Below are 18450 nucleotides of genomic sequence, written 5' to 3'. Positions count from 1 at the left end.
CGATTTTGATTTTATGAGCGTAAATATTGTAATTATTGTAGTGTCTATATTGTTTTCCGCCTTTTTTTCAGGGATGGAAATCGCCTTTGTATCCGCCAATAAATTGCATATTGAGCTCGAAAAGAAACGCGAAGGCCTGTTTGCAAAAATTCTCGCAAAACTCACACGGCGTTCCTCAAAATTTATCGCCACCATGCTTGTCGGTAATAACGTTGCCCTCGTAATTTACAGTTATTTTATGGGCGATTTGTTGATGACTTGGTTTCAGTCGTTTCTACCCTCGCAATACACGCTGTTAAACTACCTGCTTAAAGATTTAAACTTACTGACACAAACCTTGATCTCTACCTTATTGATTTTGGTTACTGCAGAGTTTTTACCAAAGGCAATATTCAGGATTTATGCGAATGAAATGCTGCGTTTTTTCGCAATTCCAGCCTATGTGTTTTATTGGGTTTTTTATTTGGTGACTTGGATCATTACAAAAATTTCTGACTTTTGTTTGAAAGTGTTTTTTAAAGCACAGGAAAATGAAACGCAAACTGAGTTTAGTAAAGAAGAGCTTGGAATGTATATTTCAGAACAGTTAGAAACGGGGGATGATCAGGAAGACATAGATACTGAAATCCAAATTTTCCAAAATGCGTTGGAGTTTCACAAGGTAAAAGCACGTGAAATTATGGTACCGCGTACCGAGATTATCGCTGTCGATATTCACGAATCGGTGACGGTTTTGAAAGAAGAGTTTATTGAAACGGGATTGTCCAAAATTTTAGTGTACAAGAATTCTTTAGACGATATACTGGGCTATGTGAATGCTTTTGAATTGTTTAAGAAACCTAAGAGCATTAAAAGTATACTGCTTCCAGTGGAGTTTGTGCCAGAGTCTATGATTATCAATGATATCCTTAACGTACTGATGAAAAAAAGACGCAGTATCGCTGTAGTTGTAGATGAGTACGGAGGAACCTCGGGAATCATTACTGTGGAAGATATTGTAGAAGAATTATTCGGTGAAATTGAAGATGAACACGACAGTCAAGAACTTTTGGAAGAGTGTATCACCGAAAATGAGTATCATTTTTCAGCGCGTTTGGAAGTGGATTACTTGAATGAAGAATACCAATTAGCGATCCCTAAAGAAGAAGCTTATGAAACTTTAGGTGGATTTATCATCAACCACACAGAGAGCTTACCCACGCAAGGAGAGGTTTTCCTTCTCGATAATTTTGAAATTAAAATACTTCATATGAGCGCTGCTAAAATCGATGCGATTTATATGCGCGTACTTCAGCCAGAAGATTAATCCAAATTTTTAGTCAAACTTACTCTAAAACAGCTAAAAAAACATTGCATTTTTAAATGTGAAATTGTATTTTCGCACACTGTTAATAAAATAAAATGACGTATGGCAATTTTATCGAAAATTAGAGAACGCTCAATGTTCTTGATTCTTGTTGTAGGTTTAGCACTTTTTGCATTCGTGTTAGACCCTTCTACTATTTCAGATTTCTTTAATTCTACAAAAGTAAATGAAATAGGTTCTGTAAACGGAGAAACTATTTCTCGTCAAGAGTTTTCCAATGCTTTGGAAAATTATAAACAACAAGTGGGCTCTAGGGTTTCAGAAATGCAAGCAGCTAAAACTGTTTGGAATGAGTTAGTACGTCAAAAATTGTACAAGAGTCAGTTAGAGGAAGCAGGTATCACCGTTGGTGAGGCTGATATTATGCAAGCAATTTACGATTCTCCTAACATTCAGTCAGATCAGCGTTTCCTTACTTCTGGTATTTTTGATAAAGCAAAGGTAAAAGAGTACTTGGCGACTGTAAAAGAAGCAAATGGACCTGAGTGGAAAGCGTGGCAAAATTATATGGTTTCTCTTCGCGGTACTATTGAAAAAAGAACCTATGACAACTTAGTTGCTGCTGGTTTGGGTGCTTCTTTAAAAGAAGGAGAAACTATGTACATGAACGAAGGAACAAAAGTTTCAGGAAAGTACGTGTATACACCATTCAGTTCAATTTCTGATTCATTAGTGAAAGTAACTTCTGCTGATATTCAAAAATACATTTCGGAAAGAGCTGCTTCTTACCAAGTAGAATCTTCTAGAGATATTAAGTTCGTTAAGTTTGATGTGACACCGACGTCTGATGACGAGGAAGCTATTAAGAAAGAAGTAGCTGGATTTATCAATAATACGACGAACAACGGTCAGGTTTATGAAGGGTTAAAAAATGCAACAGATTACGAGTTGTTTTTAGAAGATGCAAAATCAGATGTTGCATTGAATCCAAACTTCCGCTTTAAAGTAGAAGTACCACAGGTGGTAGCTGAAGAGTTATTTGCAGCTAAGGTTGGTGATGTGGTTGGACCTTATAGACACGCAAACAAATTCAAAATTTCAAAAGTTACTGAGGTAACTCAAATTCCTGATTCAGTTTCAGCGAATCACATATTAATTCCTTATATCGGTGCAGGAACGGCATCGGCAGATACTAAGGATACTGAAGAACAAGCAAAGAGCAAAGCAGATAGCTTGTTGGCAATCATCAAAAAGAGCCCAGCTAAGTTCGCAGAATTTGCAAAGGAGTTTTCATCGGATAAGTCAAATGCTTCAAAAGGAGGAGAATTAGGATGGTTTACCTATACTACTATGGTGCCTGAGTTTAGAGATTTCTGTTTTGAGAATAAGAAAGGTGATTACGGTGTAGTAAAAACTAACTTTGGGATTCACATTATTGAGATCAAAGATCAGAAGAACCCACAAAACGTAATCAAAATGGTTACTTTCGGTAGAGATATCGTACCTTCTGATGCAACTGAAAACGATGTGTATCAAAAGTCTTCAACCTTCACTTTAGCATTAGAGGGAGGTAAGAAATTTGACGAACTTGTAGAAGAAAATAATGTAAAGGCTGTACCAGCTGTTGGTTTAAAGGCTTTAGACGAAAATGTACCAGGATTAGGAAAGCAACGTTCTATCGTTACTTGGGCATTTGATAAAGATGCAAAAGTAGGAGATACGAAAAGATTTGATGTAGAAGGAGGTTATGTAGTTGCTCAGTTAACAGGTAAAACTGCTAAAGGATTAATGCCTGTATCTAAAGTTCCTGCTGATATCCGTACTAAAATTGAAAACCAAAAGAAAGTAGCCTTAATTGAAGGAAAAATGAAAGGGAGTAGTTTAGAGGAAATAGCGAAATCTTCTGGACAGAGTATCAGAACTGCAACCGATGTAAATTTACAATCACCTACGTTATCTGGTGTTGGTTACGAGCCTAAAATTGTTGGAGCGATGATCAATGCAGCACCTAATAAAGTATTTGCTCCAGTAGTAGGAGAAAGAGGAGTGTATGCTTTTGTAATAGACAAAAGAGAATTGCCTACGGCGTTGCCAAACTACAATACATACAGAAAGCGTTTAGCTAACGAGAGAAGAAACAAAACGTATCAAATGTATGAAGCTATTAAGAAGGCTTCTGACATCGATGATAACGTAAGTAGTTTTTACGGAATTACAGAATAAACTGTAACCCGATACCATATAAAAGAAAGCCGAGCATTTGCTCGGCTTTTTTTATTGTTTAACAATTTTAAAACTTTGCTGTCGCCCTGTGGAGCGAACTGTAACGAGGTATATACCACTGCTCAAATGCCCGAGGTCAATAGGTTGATAGTGGCGAGCAGTAAGTGACATGTTATGCTGAATTACTTCTCTACCATTGAGGTCGTACAAGCTAATAGAAATACGTTGTGTTTCATTTGAAGATTTATTCAGTGACTTTATGTGAAGATACTCCTGAATTACGTGATTTTTTAAGCGAAATAATCTTTGTGAATTTATACCGCTCTCGGTATTTGATGAAATGCCGTTGGCTGGTTTTCCAAGGGTAAAGCCCGATAGTAAACTGCGTCTCAGTGTTGCACTGCGATATTCTATATGAATACTGTAAATCCCGTTTTTAAGCTCGTTGGTACGCAGGAGATATCCTTTATTGTGTGCTTTTTTCGAGAAATTAAGAACGATTGGACGCTCGGTAACAGGTACACCGGTAATTGTAGCCTTACGCGTTATAATACCGTAGATAGTACCCGAAGTACTCGAGGGAACGTTACGGTCGAACTGCAGGCTTAATTGCTGCTGTTTCGGGTCAGACTTAAACATCAATGTCGGGCCGTTTGGATCTTTGATGAACGCCAATCCTTTTGTACCCGCAATGGTTAATGTACGTTCCGGAATTCCGGTGCTTTTTGCAGGGAACTCGTGTCTTGAAAACTGTTTGGGACGAAGTTTTTTGTCGTTAACGATGAGTTCAGTTTTTGAACCGTGATATCTCGGAATAAACGCGATTTCATACGCCTGCTGCTGCTTGTCTAAAGTAATTGTTTGTCCTTTCGCTTTTACGTGTACAATTTGATAATTACTAGTATCATAGGTTGGTTGCTGACGATACGTGCTGGAAGTGACCGATTTTGAATTACTCGATTTTTGCAATAAGGGTGCAATGTATTTCCATACGTGCTGTCCTAGGGCAATGTCGACGTGATCTAAGCCGAGTTCATTCTTTTTAAATAGCTGATGTCCGTTAGGACGTAAAGAGCTTGAATAAGGTGTTACACCGTCATTAGCTCCTTGTTTTGCATAAATAATCAGTCCGCTGGCGAGCATGGCAGGAGCGAGTAGGGTATGACCTTTAGCAAAACCAGATCCTCCTAGTAAATAGAACTTCTCAGGTTCGTTATTGGGATGTTTGTCAAAATACGGGCGTACTACTTCGCGACAATAGTAGGTTGTAGAAGTAGCGCTACCTTCATTGAGACCCGTTTTTTTCCAGAGCCAGTTAAACCACCATTGTTGAGAAATGTCGGCTAAGTAGGTACCCCAATAGGGGGTTCCCAAGGCGATTACTCTTGATACCTTGTCGTACTTTCCATATTTGTACATGGCTACTTCAGCGGCTTTACCACCATTGCTATGGGCGATAATTTGAACTTGTTGTACTCCGTATTTTTTTGTGATTTTGTCAAGTGCTTGTGCTAGGAGCTTACCATTTTCCCACATGCCTTTACCACGGGTAGTAGCGACAAAAACTACCTGGTAGCCGGCATCGTATGCCTGTTGGTAAAAATTATTATTAGTGAAAAATAATTGGTTTAAATCAATGTATCCGTGATTGAAAACGATGACATTACCGTCAAAATTTGTGGGTGCAGCGCCGTAATGTATGGTCGATTTAAGCAAAGGACCGATAAATAGTGAACTGAGTCGGGAGGGTTCCGGGAGCTGTTTTTCTGCGAACTGTGCGCTAATACCAAAGGATTGTAATAAGAGAGCTAGTACTAATAATAGTTTTAGATTCATTTTATGAAGGGTTTTATGTTAATAAAGTATATAATATATAAAATATTAACAGTAAAACTTACGAATCTTTATTTTTAGAGCAGGTTCTTATACTAGGTTAATAAAAAAAGCAGCTCAATTTGAGCTGCTTTTTTATCTGTGCTTTAAAAAGCTATTAAGCGTTTAAAGGTTTTCCATCCCAAGCAGCTTTCGCAGCTTCTTTAATGGCTTCTGAATAGGTTGGGTGTCCGTGGCAAATACGAGCAACATCTTCTGCTGAAGCTCTGTACTCCATAGCTACTGCTAATTCCATAATAAGGTCAGCAGCTCTGGCACCAACGATATGAGCACCTAATATTTCATCTGTGTTTTTGTCGGCTAATACCTTTACAAATCCGTCTAAATCTCCACTTGCTCTTGAACGACCAAGGGCACGCATTGAGAATTTACCAGCTTTGTAGGCTACACCAGCATCTTTTAATTCTTGTTCTGTCTTACCAACAGCAGCAACTTCTGGCCACGTATAAACAATACCAGGAATTAAGTTATAATCGATATGAGGTTTTTGTCCTGCTAAATACTCAGCTACCACAACACCTTCTTCTTCAGCTTTATGTGCTAACATAGCTCCGCGAACTACGTCACCAATAGCGTAAATATTACTAACATTCGTTTGTAAATGGTCGTTTACATCAATTTGTCCACGCTCGTTTACCTTAACTCCAGCTTTGTCTAGTGCAAGTCCGTCTGTATAAGGACGACGACCTACAGCAACTAAACAATAGTCACCAGTAAAGCTTACTTCCTCACCTTTTTTGTTGGTAGCGGTAACAACAACTTCCTCACCTTTGCGTTCTACAGCACTAACTCCATGACTAACGTGGAATTTCATACCTTGTTTTTTCAATACTTTGGTAAGTTCTTTTGAAACGTCTTTGTCCATGGTTGGCGTAATAGCTGGAGCGTATTCAACAACGCTTACATCAGCTCCTAAACGTTTGTATACAGAACCTAATTCCAAACCGATAACTCCACCTCCAATTACGATTAGGTGTTTTGGAACTTCTTTTAATTTAAGAGCTTCAGTAGAGGTGATAATACGTTCCTTATCTAAAGAGATAAAAGGTAAGGTAGAGGGTTTAGATCCGGTAGCAATGATGATATTCGTCCCTTCAATAACTTCTGAACTTCCGTCGTTTTTAGTTACTTTTACTTGGGTGTTGCTTTCGAATGAACCTAGACCTTCGTATACGGTAATGTCATTTTTGTCCATTAAGTATTTGATTCCACCTGTGGTTTGCTCTACCACTGAGGCTTTGCGATCAACCATTTTACCAAAATCGAAGCTAGGCTTTTCAACACTGATACCGTGCTCTTCAAAATGATGAACAGCATCGTAGTAGTGGTGAGAAGAGTCTAATAAAGCTTTTGATGGAATACATCCTACATTCAAACAAGTACCTCCTAAGGTAGGATATTTCTCTATGATGGCAACTTTTTTTCCTAATTGAGCAGCTCTGATGGCAGAAATATATCCACCAGGCCCAGAACCTATAACGATTACATCGTATTTCATTGTTATCTGATTTTTAAGGTTTTTAACCTAAATTATTGAGTTCTTCTATGAGGACCACAAAGTTACAATTATTTGTGATATTATAGCTCACTACTTTAGAATTACTATTTTTAAAGCGCAAAATTTTAACGTAATGAAAACAATAAAACGAGTAGGGGGTGTAATTGTCGTGGTTTGGCTGATTAGTCATTTTTTTCAACCCGCCAAGAATACTGGGGATTACAAAGCCTTAGCTCCCTTTTATGCGGAGACAAATCCCTCAAAAGAAGTAAAAGAAATTTTAACAAAAGCCTGTTTGGATTGCCATAGCAATACTACACAATACCCTTGGTACAGCGGTATTGTACCAGTGAACTACTGGATGGCTAATCACATTGAAGAAGGGAAAGAGCATTTGAACTTCTCGAATTGGGGTGCGTATTCTTTAAAGCGCAAAGAGCACAAAATGGAAGAAGTGTACGAAGAAGTGGAAGAGCAGCACATGCCTATAAGTTCCTATACCTGGACACATGGAGATGCGAAGTTGTCAGCGGATGAAGTGAATAGCTTGGTGAGTTGGGCGAAGGAAGTACAGGCAACGTATAAAAAACAATTAACACAGCAGTAGTATTGAAAAAGCACGTCGTTGTTATTGGCTATGTTTGGGTGAGTCCGAAGGCCTCCGCTGCCGGAAGTAGAATGTTACAACTCATAGCTTTCTTTTTGAGGAATGAGTATACAGTAACTTTTGCGACACCGGCGCAAAAAAATAAAGAAGCATTCGATTTGCAATCTTTAGGAGTAAAGGAAGCGAGTATTGAGTTAAATCACGACAGTTTTGATGATTTTATCAAAAAGGAAGCTCCCACAGTGGTCCTTTTCGATCGTTATATGATGGAGGAGCAGTTTGGTTGGAGAGTGGCAGAAGCCTGCCCAGAGGCGTTGCGCATACTCGATACAGAAGATTTGCATTGTTTGCGATTGGCCAGACAGCAGGCCGTTAAAAAAGGAAGTCCCTTTGCGGTTGAAAGTTTACTAGAGTCAGATATGGCAAAACGAGAACTTGCGGCCATTTACCGTTCAGATGTCTCGTTGATTATTTCAAGCTATGAAATGACGCTGTTGACGAGTTTGTTCAAGGTGTCGAAATCCCTGTTGTATCACTTGCCGTTTATGTATCCAAAAATGCCTGAGAATACAGGCAATAGTGATTTTGAATCGCGTAAAAACTTCGTTTTTGTTGGGAATTTTTTACACGCACCGAATGTCGATGCAGTGCTGCAGTTACGATCGTTGTGGAAACTAATAAGGAAGCAGCTTCCGGAAGCAGAGCTACATATTTACGGTGCGTATCCTACACAACAAATACAAGAATGTCACAAGCCCACAATGGGACTTTTTGTAAAGGGCTATGTGGAAGATGCAGAAATCCCCGTTAAAGAGGCAAGAGTGGTGTTGGCACCCATTCGATTTGGTGCTGGAATTAAAGGTAAGTTAACCGAAGCAATGCGCATGTTAACGCCTAGTGTTACTACTAAAATTGGAGCAGAAGGTATGCATGATGGACTACCTTGGAATGGAGTGGTGGCAGATTCTGAACTCGACTTTGTAACCGCGGCAGTTGATTTGTATCGAAATCGAGAAGCATGGGAGCAGGCTAGGGAGCACGGTATTCAATTGATTAATACGCACTACGAACAGGAACTGCTGAGTGCGCGTTTATTGGCGCAGATAGAACAGCGACTCGACAACTTAAGTCAAGATAGACGGGCGAATTTTATCGGGGCCATGTTACAGTACAAAACGCTACAAGCTACTAAGTACATGAGTAAATGGATTACCGAGAAAAATCGGAACTGAGATCAAAATTAAAGAGAATCCCTTTTGAATACGAGTATTCAAAAGGGATTTTTTATTATTCTATTTTAATATCAATAGAGGTTCTGCGTTGCCATCCAGTTACGTCAACGACGGAAATTTGGCAGTGGTAATCACCACTGTCAATGTTGGAGGGTATACTTAGCTCTTGTTGAATTTCATAGCTTTTTGGCGCCCCATTTATGTTGTAGTTTTGCATAAAAATAAAAGGGGTAATCGGAGTCTTTACCGGTGACAAGGTGCATTGAGCGCCTTGGTCATCATGTGTGTGATGATCAAAGTTATGATGAATGTCAATGGCATAGGTAGCGAGACCTATATTGTCAGAGGTCTGTACTTTTACCGTGTATTTTTGTCCTTTTTTAAGTACAGTACACGATTTAGGGAAGCCCTCTTGGTAATTTACCGAGATGGTTGGTTTTTCCTTATCTGGCGCTTCCGATTCGCTGCTACAACTCGCAAGTATCATAAGCAGGAATAGAGCGGAAAGTTTTGAACGTAGTTTCATTGGATACTGAGATTATTCAATTACAAAAGGAACAGAGAGTTTTACCGGACTGTTGCTTCCCGTTTCTTTTACTAAGATGTTTAACCAATAATTTCCTTTTGGAGAATCTTTCAATAGATCCATGTGATAGTGGATATGTGGATTTTTAACCCCGTCGTAAAGGTTCTTTGGAATTACCTTGGTCATGCTATTCCACTTTCCTACAGCAACGCTTTGTCCCGTTCTCCATTCTTTGAAATAGAGTTGTAAGGTGATGTCACTAACGGTAGCAGGATCTGAAAGGTACTCGAATTCTATGTGTAATTCATCAGATCCGAAAGTTACTTTTTGATCTTTACCTACTTCTAATTCTTTGAATTTTTTAACGATGTTTAGGTCTTTAGTAATTACGGCCTTTGTTCCGTCTTCATGCATCACAGTAATTTTAAACTTGTACACTCCGGCAGCAGGCTTAAATTTAGGTTGGTATTTGTTGGTTTCATCAAAGTACACGTGATAGTGAATGTGTGGATTTAATTGACCCGCGTAATTGGCAGTCGGTACTAAGTGATCTTTTAATTCCCAAGCAACTTCTCCACTTCCTACACTCGGTACATTACTAGGCTGCACATTGAAGTAGATTTTGGTTACTTTACTGGTTCCTTCGTATTCAAATTCAGTATGCACGTCTATGTTTGACTGTGGAAGAATAAAGTTGGAGTTACCTAATTCCATGTCTTTAAAACGTTCGCTATGAATGTTTTCTTCAAAGCTAGGGGTAGGTTGCTCATCATCACTACAAGAAACGATAAGCGTACTTATAAAAAGTAAAAAGAGAGGTTTTAAAATGGTTTTCATAATTTAAATATTAAGTTAAAATGATTGAATGATTCGAATGGAGTAATTTCTTCCCGGCTCAGGTACTTCGATGAGTCGGTAAAAACTAGTGTGATTAAAGACTTGGGCGTCAAACACATTGTTGACATTGAGTTGGACCCGAGTGGGGTGCTTTTTTGAAAATATTTTAAGTGCTGCACTGGCTCCTAAATGAACCAGTTGATATCCAGGTGTCGGCTTTTCTGGAGGTACAATTTCGTTCTGATCAGCGGTAAATACAGTGTTGGCAAACAGTGTTAATTGCTGTTGAGTAGCGAAATGCTGAGGTTGATATTGTATTCCCAACCTCGCTGTAAATGGAGGTGTAAACGGCAGTGAAAAGTTCTTCTTAGGGCCGTTGAGCTGTCGTGCTTTTACGTATTCGGCACTGGCGTTTACTGTGAGTGAAGGATGAATGTCATAGCGCACAGTAAACTCTCCTCCATAGCGGAATACACTACTTTGCGTATACTGGTAGCGCTGTAGGGTTTCGTAATAACTCGTTGTAGGCGTCAGATAGATGAAATTGTCAAAATAGTTGAGAAACGGACTTAGTTCCCAACGTAGTTTAGAGGTTTTCCATTGGATGTTAGCGTCCAACTGATACGAACTTTCTGGACGGAGTTGAAGATTTCCTACTTCAAATCGATACATGTGGTAATTCACTCCATTTGAAGCCAATTCATGTGCCAGGGGAATTCTAAAACTCTTTCCTAGTTGCAGGTTAATTTTCCATGAGCGAATGTGGTATTGTGCCCCTAAAGCTGCACTGAAGCTGCTAAAGTTTAGTGTTTTGTTCTCGGAACGCTTTCTGTAACTCACTCCTGAATTTCCGTTTCCTAATGGAGAAGGGAACCATTCTCTGTAGGTTTCCGTTTTAACTCTTCCGTAGTCATAGCGAATTCCACCGTCAAATTGCCAGGTTTTTGAAGGTTTGTAAACGTCAAAAATATAGGCGCCGAGTACCGTTCGTTGGTAATTGGGAATAAGAAAGCCCCAGCCTCCAATTTGATTGTCTTGATATTCACCATCGATTCCATAGGTGATGCGGTGGCCTGCGATGTTGTGAAACTTGTGTTTAAAAGTAGCGTTGTAAGTGGTTTTTTTGAATTTTCGTTCCAGGGAATTAGGAGGTGTAGGCATATACCCATGTGGTACGGGCTCTGAATGTTCTTCCCGATCATTGCGCTGAAAACCAAGATTGATTTCAAGAGTGCTGTTGTCGAAGAAAAAACTATTTTGGTGATTGATTTTAAAGTGATTTACCTTGTGGAAAGGCAGGGATATATCATTGTTGCTCTTGTCGTAGTCAATTTTTGAGGTTCTTACTTCTAGCCCGTGTGCGTTCGCGAAAAAACCATTTTTTTCATTGACGTTACTCAAGGTGGTTATCGAGTTAAAAGAGTCACTGCTATAGCCGAGTACAGCGATTGCATTATGACTAAAGCCCGCGGTATTCCGAAGTTGTTGTCGATACAGGTTAAAGACGTAATTATCGTAGTTAATTTTATCGGTAGGAACGCGATAATCTCTATAGTCCTGATGCGTAATTCTGGTCTTAAAAAACCACTTGGTATAGCGTTGAGTAATTCCTGCTGAGATCCCGAGTAGGTGATTGTTACTCTGGTAGTTTAATTGTAAATCGTTTTTTCGTTCTCCGACAGCCGGGATTTTGTTGTTTTTGACCTGAATTACTCCAGCGATGGCATCAGAGCCAAAAGATAAGGAGGCAGCTCCTTTTACAACTTCAATCTGATCAACAGCGTATTGATCCATTTCTAAACCGTGATCAGCCCCCCACTGTTGCGCTTCGTGTTTGATTCCGTTTTCCGAAACTACCAATCTGTTAAACCCCAGTCCACGAATGCTGGGTTTCGCCTGTGTTGCTCCGATGGTCATCACATTCACGCCAGCGATGGATGCGAGTGACTGTGCCAGTGAATTACCTCTGTTTCGCGCCATAAACGCGCTGTCTACACGGATAGTTGTCGCTCCGATACGCTGTGACAATTTAGAGGTTCTTTTATTGATTTGAACTTCGTCCAAAACGTTCTTAATGGGCGTGAGTAACAGCGTTTGTGTAGCGTGTTTAAACTGATAGGCAGGGTAGTGTAAAGTTTGATAGTTTAGATGGCTAATGCTGATGTTGCATTGGCTGCCTAAGCTCGCGTTAACCTGACAATATCCTCGGTTGTCTGTTGTAGTGAGCTTTGCGTTAATCCGCACGTGTGCGTTGGCAACTGGCTGTTCAGATACCTGATCAAGAATGCGGAGCGCTATGGATGAGTCGCTTTGTGAATACAGGCTAAGTGCGCATATCCAACAAGCAAAGAACAATGCTTTTGAATTCATTGGGGTTTAATTTTAAGTGGTAACAAATGGGTTTGTCCTCAGTTATACGACCGCTCGCTGAGTAGCATACAGTGAAGGCCTTAAACGTTAAGGTGTGGTGTGTTAAATACGAGGAGGAGCTCGTAGACTTTTGTATTCGTTAGAAAAGTGATCCCATTGCGTGTTTGTATAGGTATCAACAGCCGTGGTCATCACATAATCTCGTGGCTCCAAACTGTAATTTGGCAGCGTTAGCTGACTGGGAAAGGTGGCGAAATCACAAAGCTCACAAGGAAGATCTCCATGTTCACTTTTAAAGGAACGCTTTTGTGTTAGCTCTGGGCCTTCCTGATGGCAGTCGGTGTGCAAAACTTTGGTAACTGCAGGAATCGTCCATACAATCAGTAGTAGGATACTGGCAAGTATGGTTCGTTTTTTTATAGCTAAATACATCCTGTAGTTTTGTTAATGCAATCAGGTTGCAAAAGTATAAAGCTAGGATAGAATAGCTATGTTAAAAAGTGTTAACGTTTTCTAAAAAAATGGAGCTTATTAAAAAGCCCCCTCACAACTCAAAGTGCAAGGGGGCGTGTTTTATTATTGGGCTTCGATAAGTCCCGCTCTTTTGAGTAGGGCATCAGAGTTCGGTTCTTGACCTCTGAATCGTTTATAGAGTTCCATAGGTTTTTCCGTACCTCCTTTAGAAAGTACGTTGTCTTTAAACTTGGTGGCGACTTCGCGATTGAAAATTCCGACTTCCTTAAAATATTCAAAGGCATCGGCGTCCAATACTTCCGCCCATTTATACGAGTAGTACCCGGCTGAATAGCCTCCTTGGAAGATATGTGAAAAAGCGGTACTCATACAGTTTTCCGCTACGGATGGGTACAGTTGCGTACTTGAAAAGGCTTGGGTTTCAAAAGCTTTGACGTCCTCAATACTTTCGGGGTTTTGATGACCGTGCCAGTTCATGTCTAATAGTCCAAAACTCAATTGACGCAGTGTTTGCATTCCTTCGTGGAAGTTGGCCGATTTTTTGATCTTCGCAACGTATTCCATTGGGATGGCTTCGCCTGTTTCATAGTGTTTTGCGAATAAGGCAAGTGCCTCCTCTTCATAGCACCAATTTTCGAGTACTTGTGAGGGAAGTTCAACAAAATCCCACGAAACAGAAGTTCCCGATAAGCTTTTGTACGTGGTGTTTGCGAGAATTCCGTGCAGGGCGTGACCGAATTCGTGAAACAGGGTGGTAACCTCATTAAAAGTCAGTAAGGAAGGCTTGGTAGCCGTTGGCTTGGTAAAATTACAAACGATCGATATATGAGGTCTTTCATTGACTCCTGCGATAATTTGTTGTGATTTATACGAAGTCATCCAAGCTCCATTTCTCTTTCCTGGTCTTGGATGAAAATCGGCATACAGATAGGCGACAAAGTTTTCTTGTTCGTCTAATACCTTATAAGCTGTTACTTCTTCGTGGTAGGTGTCGATGTCTTCGGTAACTTCAAAACGTAATTGATACAGTTTCCCAGCGATGTCAAAAGCTCCTTGTAGTACATTTTCTAACTTAAAATAGGGTTTTAATAACTCCTGATCGAGGCTGTACAATTCTTTTTTAAGTTTTTCACCGTAGTAAGCACCGTCCCATTTTTCGAGTTGTGTGATACCGTCTAATTTTTGAGCATAGTCAGAGAGGTGGTCAAATTCACGTTGGGCAGCAGGCTTGGCCTTAACCAAAAGGTCGTTTAGAAAGCTCAAAACTTTTTCTGGAGTTTCGGCCATTCTGTCTTCCAATACAAAATGGGCGTGGGTTTTATAACCTAATAAGTTCGCTCTTTGATGACGTAGTTTAACGATGTTAAGAACGGTTTCCTCATTGTTGTTCTCATTGGACTGGAATCCTTTTCTCCCAAAGGCAAGTGCCATTTTTTTTCGTAAGTCACGGTTGGCTGCGTAGGTCATAAACGGCACGTAGCTCGGGTAGTCAAGTGTAAATACCCAACCGTCTAACTCGCGTTGTTGCGCGAGCATTTTAGCCGCTTCTTTGGTCCCTTCTGGTAAGCCTTCTAAGTCTTTTTCGTCCGTTATGTGTAAGGAGAAAGCATTGGTTTCGGCAAGTACGTGTTCTCCGAATTCTAAACTTAATTTGGCCAACTGTGCATCAATATTTCTGAGGGTTGTTTTTGCCGACTCTTCTAAATTAGCACCGTTTCTCGTAAAGCTTTTGTATTGCTTTTCAAGGAGCATTGCTTGTTCAGTATTGAGGTTTAGTTGCTCTTTTTGATCGTAAACACTGCGTATTCTAGAGAACAAGGCAGCATTTAAGGTGATGTCGTTTTTAAATTCGCTCAACCAAGGAGAAATTTCTCTGGCAATTGACTGAATTTCTTCATTGGTCTCGGCAGAGTTTAGATTGAAGAATATCGATGTAATTCGGTCGAGTTGTTCTCCTGCATTGTCAAGGGCAACCACAGTATTTTCAAAGGTAGGTGTATCACTTGCCTTGCTAATCGCTTCAATTTCCTCGAGTGCTTGGTCAATGGCTTCTTTAATAGCGGGTTTATAGTTAGCTACTTCTATTTTTTGAAAAGGAGCAGCATTAAATTTCTCTAAAAGTGGATTCATAAATCAATCTTATTTTAACTAGATAAACCTCATAAAGTGACTTTATGAGGTTTTATAATATTTTGTGTTCCTAAGGTACTTATTTTTTTACTCTCTCGGAAGCTTTTTCTACCTTGAGTTTTAAGCCTTCTTTGTAGGCGATGATTTTATCGAGTACACATTTGTCAGAAGCACCGATGATTTGCGCTGCCAGGATACCTGCATTTTTAGCACCGTCTAAAGCGACAGTGGCTACAGGGACTCCTCCAGGCATTTGTAGTATAGAGAGTACCGAATCCCAACCGTCAATTGAGTTTCTGCTCTTTACAGGGACGCCAATTACAGGTAGCGGACTCATACTGGCCACCATTCCCGGTAGGTGAGCCGCCCCACCTGCACCAGCTACAATAACTTGGACCCCACGTTGGTGAGCCTGTGTGGCATAGCTTACTAATTTTTCAGGTGTTCTGTGTGCTGATACGATATCTACTTCAACAGGAATGTCAAAGCTTTCTAAAATATCAATTGCGTCTTGCATTACGGGAAGATCAGAGTCGCTTCCCATGATAATTCCAACCATAAGTATATGTTTTGTCTGTACTTGTTCGTTCCGTGCAAAAGGAACAACAGTTACGATTATTTATTTGCTGATTACCTTAATTGTTTCCTTTACTTCCTGTGCTATTTTACGGGCTTCATTCACATCTTCATGAACGATGGTTACATGGCCCATTTTACGAAAGGGCTTGGTGTGTTTTTTACCGTAAATATGCGGGCTTACGCCATCGATTTCAAGTATCGATTCCAGGTTTTCGTAATAGACGTCACCGCTATGTCCTTCAGCGCCTACTAAGTTTACCATGATACCGGCAAGTTTGCTATCGGTTTTCCCCAAAGGAAGATCAAGGATACTTCTCAAATGCTGTTCAAATTGACTCGTATAACTCGCTTCAATAGAATAATGGCCTGAATTGTGCGTGCGTGGTGCTACTTCATTCACCAATATTTCGTCGTTTTCTGTTTGGAACATTTCAACGGCTAAGAGTCCGACAAAGTCAAAGGCATTCGCTACTTGTAAGGCTATGTTACGCGCCTTTTCAGCCACCTTAGTGTCAATGCGAGCCGGACAAATTACGTATTCAACCTGATTGGCTTCTGGGTGAAATTCCATTTCAACGACAGGGTAGGTAGTAAGAGCTCCTGACGCATTGCGTGCTACTATGACCGCGAGTTCGTTTTTAAAAGGAACCAAGTTTTCGGCAATACATGCATCGGGTGTAAGGTTGTTTAAATCATTGGCCTGACGAATTATTTTTACACCATTTCCATCATAGCCAAAACGCGCGGCTTTCCAAACAAAAGGGAAGGTAACTTCAGCGTTTTCAACGGCATTTTGCAACGCCTGTAGGGTGTCAAAACGTTTAAATGGAGCTGTCGGGATGTCGTTTTTTTCGTAAAAGCTCTTTTGATCGGCCTTGCTCTGAATAATGCGAAGATTTTCTGGTTTCGGATAAATAGGCAATCCTTCAGCTGCCAAGGCATCTAAGGCATCGATGTTGACATTTTCTATTTCGATGGTCAGCAAGTCTACCTGTTTTCCAAATTGGTATACCGTGTCGTAGTCTAATAGGTCACCACAGTGAAACTCATTACATATTTTCGCACAGGGTGCTGCTTCATTCGGATCGAGTATGGCGGTATAGATGTCTAGTTTTTTGGTTTCGCTCAATAACATCCTTCCCAATTGTCCGCCGCCAAGTACGCCCAATTTGAAAGATGAAGAAAAATAATTTTTCACGATGTATGTGTTAGTGTGTTGTTGTGCTGCAAAAATAACAATCTAATTAAATACTAAACTGATTTAATTGGTTATTTGTAAAGAACTTCCATTTTGAACAACATTATACACACGTGCACCTCCATCACAGTTTGAGGTTCCAGAGATCAAGCTACCGTTTAACATACTGTATTTACTCTTATCACAACTGCATTCCAATACGGGTGGGCTAATGGTCATTGGTGTATTACAATCTTTGTTAGGACACTGTCGGTCAAGAGCTATATAAGGGCTAAAAGAGCCTCCCGTCCCTTTGTTGAAAAGGACAATACCGTTGAGTCCTCCAGCTACTTGTGCTGTTCCATTGGGGGTGAGTAAGCCGTTAAGTTGTGGTGTGTTCAGGTCAACTTGTATGGGTTGAATGGAGTTTCGAAAACAACTGTTAACAGCTGGACTACTGCTGCATGCAGTGAGTAAAAATAAAATAAATACGTAAAAAATGTTTTTCATTCGTGTAAGGTTCAATAGGAATAGAACGTTACGAATTTACGAAAATTTTGTACATTTGTAAGACAATCTCATCGCTGACCGCATGAGATTTTTAAATTTATTGAAGTTATGAGCAACGTATCTTATTATACAGAAGAAGGATTAAAAAAGCTAAAAGATGAATTGTTTCATTTAGAGCAAGTTGAAAGACCTAGAGTGTCTCAAGAAATTGCTGATGCTCGTGATAAAGGAGATCTTAGTGAAAATGCAGAGTACCATGCTGCTAAAGAAGAACAGTCGCTTTTAGAAACCAAAATAGCAAAATTAAAAAACGTCGTGGCTAGCGCTCGTATCATTGATGAAAGTCAATTAGATACTTCAAAAGTCTTGATCCACTCAATCGTTAAAATAAAGAATACTCAAAACGGGATGGCCTTTACCTATACTTTGGTCGCAGACAGTGAAAGTGATGTTCGAAACGGAAAACTTTCAGTAAACTCGCCTATTGGAAAAGGACTTTTAGGAAAGAAAGTGGGAGAATTGGCAGAAATTAAAGTACCAAATGGGATTATGAATTTCGAAATTGTCGATATCTCTCGTTAAGCAATATTGTGAGTAAAAGTATTCGAATTCCAATGCTGTTGGAGTTCGAATACTTTTTTACCTTTATACCAAAAACTACCAATTATGGCCAGCATATTTTCAAAGATTATCGCAGGAGAATTGCCTTCTTATAAAATTGCAGAAAACGAAGAATTCTTCGCTTTCTTAGATATCAATCCCAACGCGAAAGGACACGCTTTGGTAATCCCTAAACGCGAAGAGAACAAATTATTTGATTTGTCACAATCTGAGTACGACGGGTTGATGCGCTTTTCATACCAAGTGGCCAAAGCACTGGAAAAAACGGTGCCCTGTGAACGTATCGGGATGAGTGTGATCGGGTTAGAAGTACCTCATGTTCACGTGCATTTGATTCCGATAAATACCATGGATGATATGCGTTTTGTAAACAAAGTAAGCTTGACAGCTGATGAGTTTACGTCCTTGGCAGCAGCCGTTGCAGCGAATATGGAATAGTATTCGCAGGCGATTGCCCTTAGCTTTGA

16 protein-coding genes are annotated in these 18450 nt (G+C 40.0%); 6 read left to right on the top strand and 10 right to left on the bottom strand.

Annotation, left to right across the window (positions count from 1 at the left end):
- The first annotated feature begins 13 nt into the window (after positions 1 to 13).
- Together ACXAG7_RS13020 and ACXAG7_RS13015 are read left to right on the top strand one after the other, a co-directional pair.
- Positions 14 to 1306, top strand: coding sequence for a hemolysin family protein (locus tag ACXAG7_RS13020; RefSeq protein WP_476667048.1), 1293 nt, complete (start codon positions 14 to 16; stop codon positions 1304 to 1306).
- A gap of 102 nt (positions 1307 to 1408) precedes the next feature.
- Positions 1409 to 3529: a peptidylprolyl isomerase gene (locus tag ACXAG7_RS13015; RefSeq protein WP_408042903.1), complete on the top strand. Its 2121-nt coding sequence runs from the start codon at positions 1409 to 1411 to the stop codon at positions 3527 to 3529.
- A gap of 51 nt (positions 3530 to 3580) precedes the next feature.
- Here ACXAG7_RS13015 and ACXAG7_RS13010 read toward each other — a convergent pair whose 3' ends face one another.
- Together ACXAG7_RS13010 and lpdA are read right to left on the bottom strand one after the other, a co-directional pair.
- Positions 3581 to 5365: a T9SS type A sorting domain-containing protein gene (locus ACXAG7_RS13010; protein ID WP_476667047.1), complete on the bottom strand. Its 1785-nt coding sequence runs from the start codon at positions 5363 to 5365 to the stop codon at positions 3581 to 3583.
- A 154-nt stretch (positions 5366 to 5519) separates the two neighbouring features.
- Entirely contained in the window at positions 5520 to 6920 is a 1401-nt protein-coding gene (gene lpdA, locus ACXAG7_RS13005; protein ID WP_408042905.1) for a dihydrolipoyl dehydrogenase, read from the bottom strand.
- A 133-nt stretch (positions 6921 to 7053) separates the two neighbouring features.
- Between lpdA and ACXAG7_RS13000 the strand changes: the two genes are divergently transcribed.
- Both ACXAG7_RS13000 and ACXAG7_RS12995 read left to right on the top strand, forming a co-directional pair.
- Positions 7054 to 7527, top strand: coding sequence for a heme-binding domain-containing protein (locus ACXAG7_RS13000; RefSeq protein ID WP_408042906.1), 474 nt, complete (start codon positions 7054 to 7056; stop codon positions 7525 to 7527).
- 2 nt (positions 7528 to 7529) lie between these two features.
- Positions 7530 to 8759, top strand: coding sequence for a glycosyltransferase (locus ACXAG7_RS12995; RefSeq protein WP_476667046.1), 1230 nt, complete (start codon positions 7530 to 7532; stop codon positions 8757 to 8759).
- A 55-nt stretch (positions 8760 to 8814) separates the two neighbouring features.
- Here the strand turns inward: ACXAG7_RS12995 and ACXAG7_RS12990 are convergent, their stop codons facing one another.
- From ACXAG7_RS12990 to ACXAG7_RS12955, 8 genes are all read right to left on the bottom strand, one after another.
- On the bottom strand, positions 8815 to 9285 hold the full coding sequence (locus tag ACXAG7_RS12990) for a DUF4625 domain-containing protein (RefSeq protein ID WP_476667045.1): 471 nt from the start codon (positions 9283 to 9285) through the stop codon (positions 8815 to 8817).
- 12 nt (positions 9286 to 9297) lie between these two features.
- Positions 9298 to 10122, bottom strand: coding sequence for a hypothetical protein (locus ACXAG7_RS12985; protein ID WP_476667044.1), 825 nt, complete (start codon positions 10120 to 10122; stop codon positions 9298 to 9300).
- A gap of 15 nt (positions 10123 to 10137) precedes the next feature.
- Entirely contained in the window at positions 10138 to 12492 is a 2355-nt protein-coding gene (locus ACXAG7_RS12980; protein WP_476667043.1) for a TonB-dependent receptor, read from the bottom strand.
- Positions 12493 to 12594: 102 nt separating this feature from the next.
- Positions 12595 to 12924 carry a hypothetical protein gene (locus ACXAG7_RS12975; protein ID WP_408042911.1) on the bottom strand — a complete coding sequence of 110 codons (330 nt, stop codon included), beginning with the start codon at positions 12922 to 12924 and terminating at the stop codon, positions 12595 to 12597.
- Positions 12925 to 13068: 144 nt separating this feature from the next.
- Positions 13069 to 15096, bottom strand: coding sequence for a M3 family metallopeptidase (locus ACXAG7_RS12970; protein WP_408042912.1), 2028 nt, complete (start codon positions 15094 to 15096; stop codon positions 13069 to 13071).
- Positions 15097 to 15175: 79 nt separating this feature from the next.
- Positions 15176 to 15655: a 5-(carboxyamino)imidazole ribonucleotide mutase gene (gene purE, locus ACXAG7_RS12965; protein WP_408042913.1), complete on the bottom strand. Its 480-nt coding sequence runs from the start codon at positions 15653 to 15655 to the stop codon at positions 15176 to 15178.
- A 60-nt stretch (positions 15656 to 15715) separates the two neighbouring features.
- The gene (locus ACXAG7_RS12960; protein ID WP_476667042.1) at positions 15716 to 16873 is read right to left on the bottom strand and encodes a 5-(carboxyamino)imidazole ribonucleotide synthase; all 1158 of its coding nucleotides are present in this window, start codon (positions 16871 to 16873) and stop codon (positions 15716 to 15718) included.
- Positions 16874 to 16936: 63 nt separating this feature from the next.
- Positions 16937 to 17362, bottom strand: a complete 426-nt coding sequence (locus tag ACXAG7_RS12955; RefSeq protein WP_408042915.1) for a putative periplasmic lipoprotein — start codon at positions 17360 to 17362, stop codon at positions 16937 to 16939.
- A 108-nt stretch (positions 17363 to 17470) separates the two neighbouring features.
- Between ACXAG7_RS12955 and greA the strand changes: the two genes are divergently transcribed.
- Together greA and ACXAG7_RS12945 are read left to right on the top strand one after the other, a co-directional pair.
- Entirely contained in the window at positions 17471 to 17944 is a 474-nt protein-coding gene (greA, locus tag ACXAG7_RS12950; protein WP_408042916.1) for a transcription elongation factor GreA, read from the top strand.
- Positions 17945 to 18028: 84 nt separating this feature from the next.
- Positions 18029 to 18421, top strand: coding sequence for an HIT family protein (locus ACXAG7_RS12945; RefSeq protein ID WP_476667041.1), 393 nt, complete (start codon positions 18029 to 18031; stop codon positions 18419 to 18421).
- The last annotated feature ends 29 nt before the right edge of the window (positions 18422 to 18450 follow it).

Source organism: Tenacibaculum sp. AWR4_210 (assembly GCF_056160945.1).
This window is presented reverse-complemented; position numbering and strand designations above follow the sequence as displayed.

What these genes read in the sequence shown, in the direction of transcription:
- greA (WP_408042916.1), top strand. Translation starts at nt 17,471, where the DNA reads ATGAGCAACGTATCTTATTATACAGAAGAAGGATTAAAAAAGCTAAAA.
- ACXAG7_RS13020 (WP_476667048.1), top strand. Translation starts at nt 14, where the DNA reads ATGAGCGTAAATATTGTAATTATTGTAGTGTCTATATTGTTTTCCGCC.
- ACXAG7_RS12955 (WP_408042915.1), bottom strand. Translation starts at nt 17,362, where the DNA reads ATGAAAAACATTTTTTACGTATTTATTTTATTTTTACTCACTGCATGC.
- ACXAG7_RS13015 (WP_408042903.1), top strand. Translation starts at nt 1,409, where the DNA reads ATGGCAATTTTATCGAAAATTAGAGAACGCTCAATGTTCTTGATTCTT.
- purE (WP_408042913.1), bottom strand. Translation starts at nt 15,655, where the DNA reads ATGGTTGGAATTATCATGGGAAGCGACTCTGATCTTCCCGTAATGCAA.
- lpdA (WP_408042905.1), bottom strand. Translation starts at nt 6,920, where the DNA reads ATGAAATACGATGTAATCGTTATAGGTTCTGGGCCTGGTGGATATATT.
- ACXAG7_RS12985 (WP_476667044.1), bottom strand. Translation starts at nt 10,122, where the DNA reads ATGAAAACCATTTTAAAACCTCTCTTTTTACTTTTTATAAGTACGCTT.
- ACXAG7_RS13010 (WP_476667047.1), bottom strand. Translation starts at nt 5,365, where the DNA reads ATGAATCTAAAACTATTATTAGTACTAGCTCTCTTATTACAATCCTTT.
- ACXAG7_RS12980 (WP_476667043.1), bottom strand. Translation starts at nt 12,492, where the DNA reads ATGAATTCAAAAGCATTGTTCTTTGCTTGTTGGATATGCGCACTTAGC.
- ACXAG7_RS12945 (WP_476667041.1), top strand. Translation starts at nt 18,029, where the DNA reads ATGGCCAGCATATTTTCAAAGATTATCGCAGGAGAATTGCCTTCTTAT.
- ACXAG7_RS12990 (WP_476667045.1), bottom strand. Translation starts at nt 9,285, where the DNA reads ATGAAACTACGTTCAAAACTTTCCGCTCTATTCCTGCTTATGATACTT.
- ACXAG7_RS12970 (WP_408042912.1), bottom strand. Translation starts at nt 15,096, where the DNA reads ATGAATCCACTTTTAGAGAAATTTAATGCTGCTCCTTTTCAAAAAATA.
- ACXAG7_RS12975 (WP_408042911.1), bottom strand. Translation starts at nt 12,924, where the DNA reads ATGTATTTAGCTATAAAAAAACGAACCATACTTGCCAGTATCCTACTA.
- ACXAG7_RS13000 (WP_408042906.1), top strand. Translation starts at nt 7,054, where the DNA reads ATGAAAACAATAAAACGAGTAGGGGGTGTAATTGTCGTGGTTTGGCTG.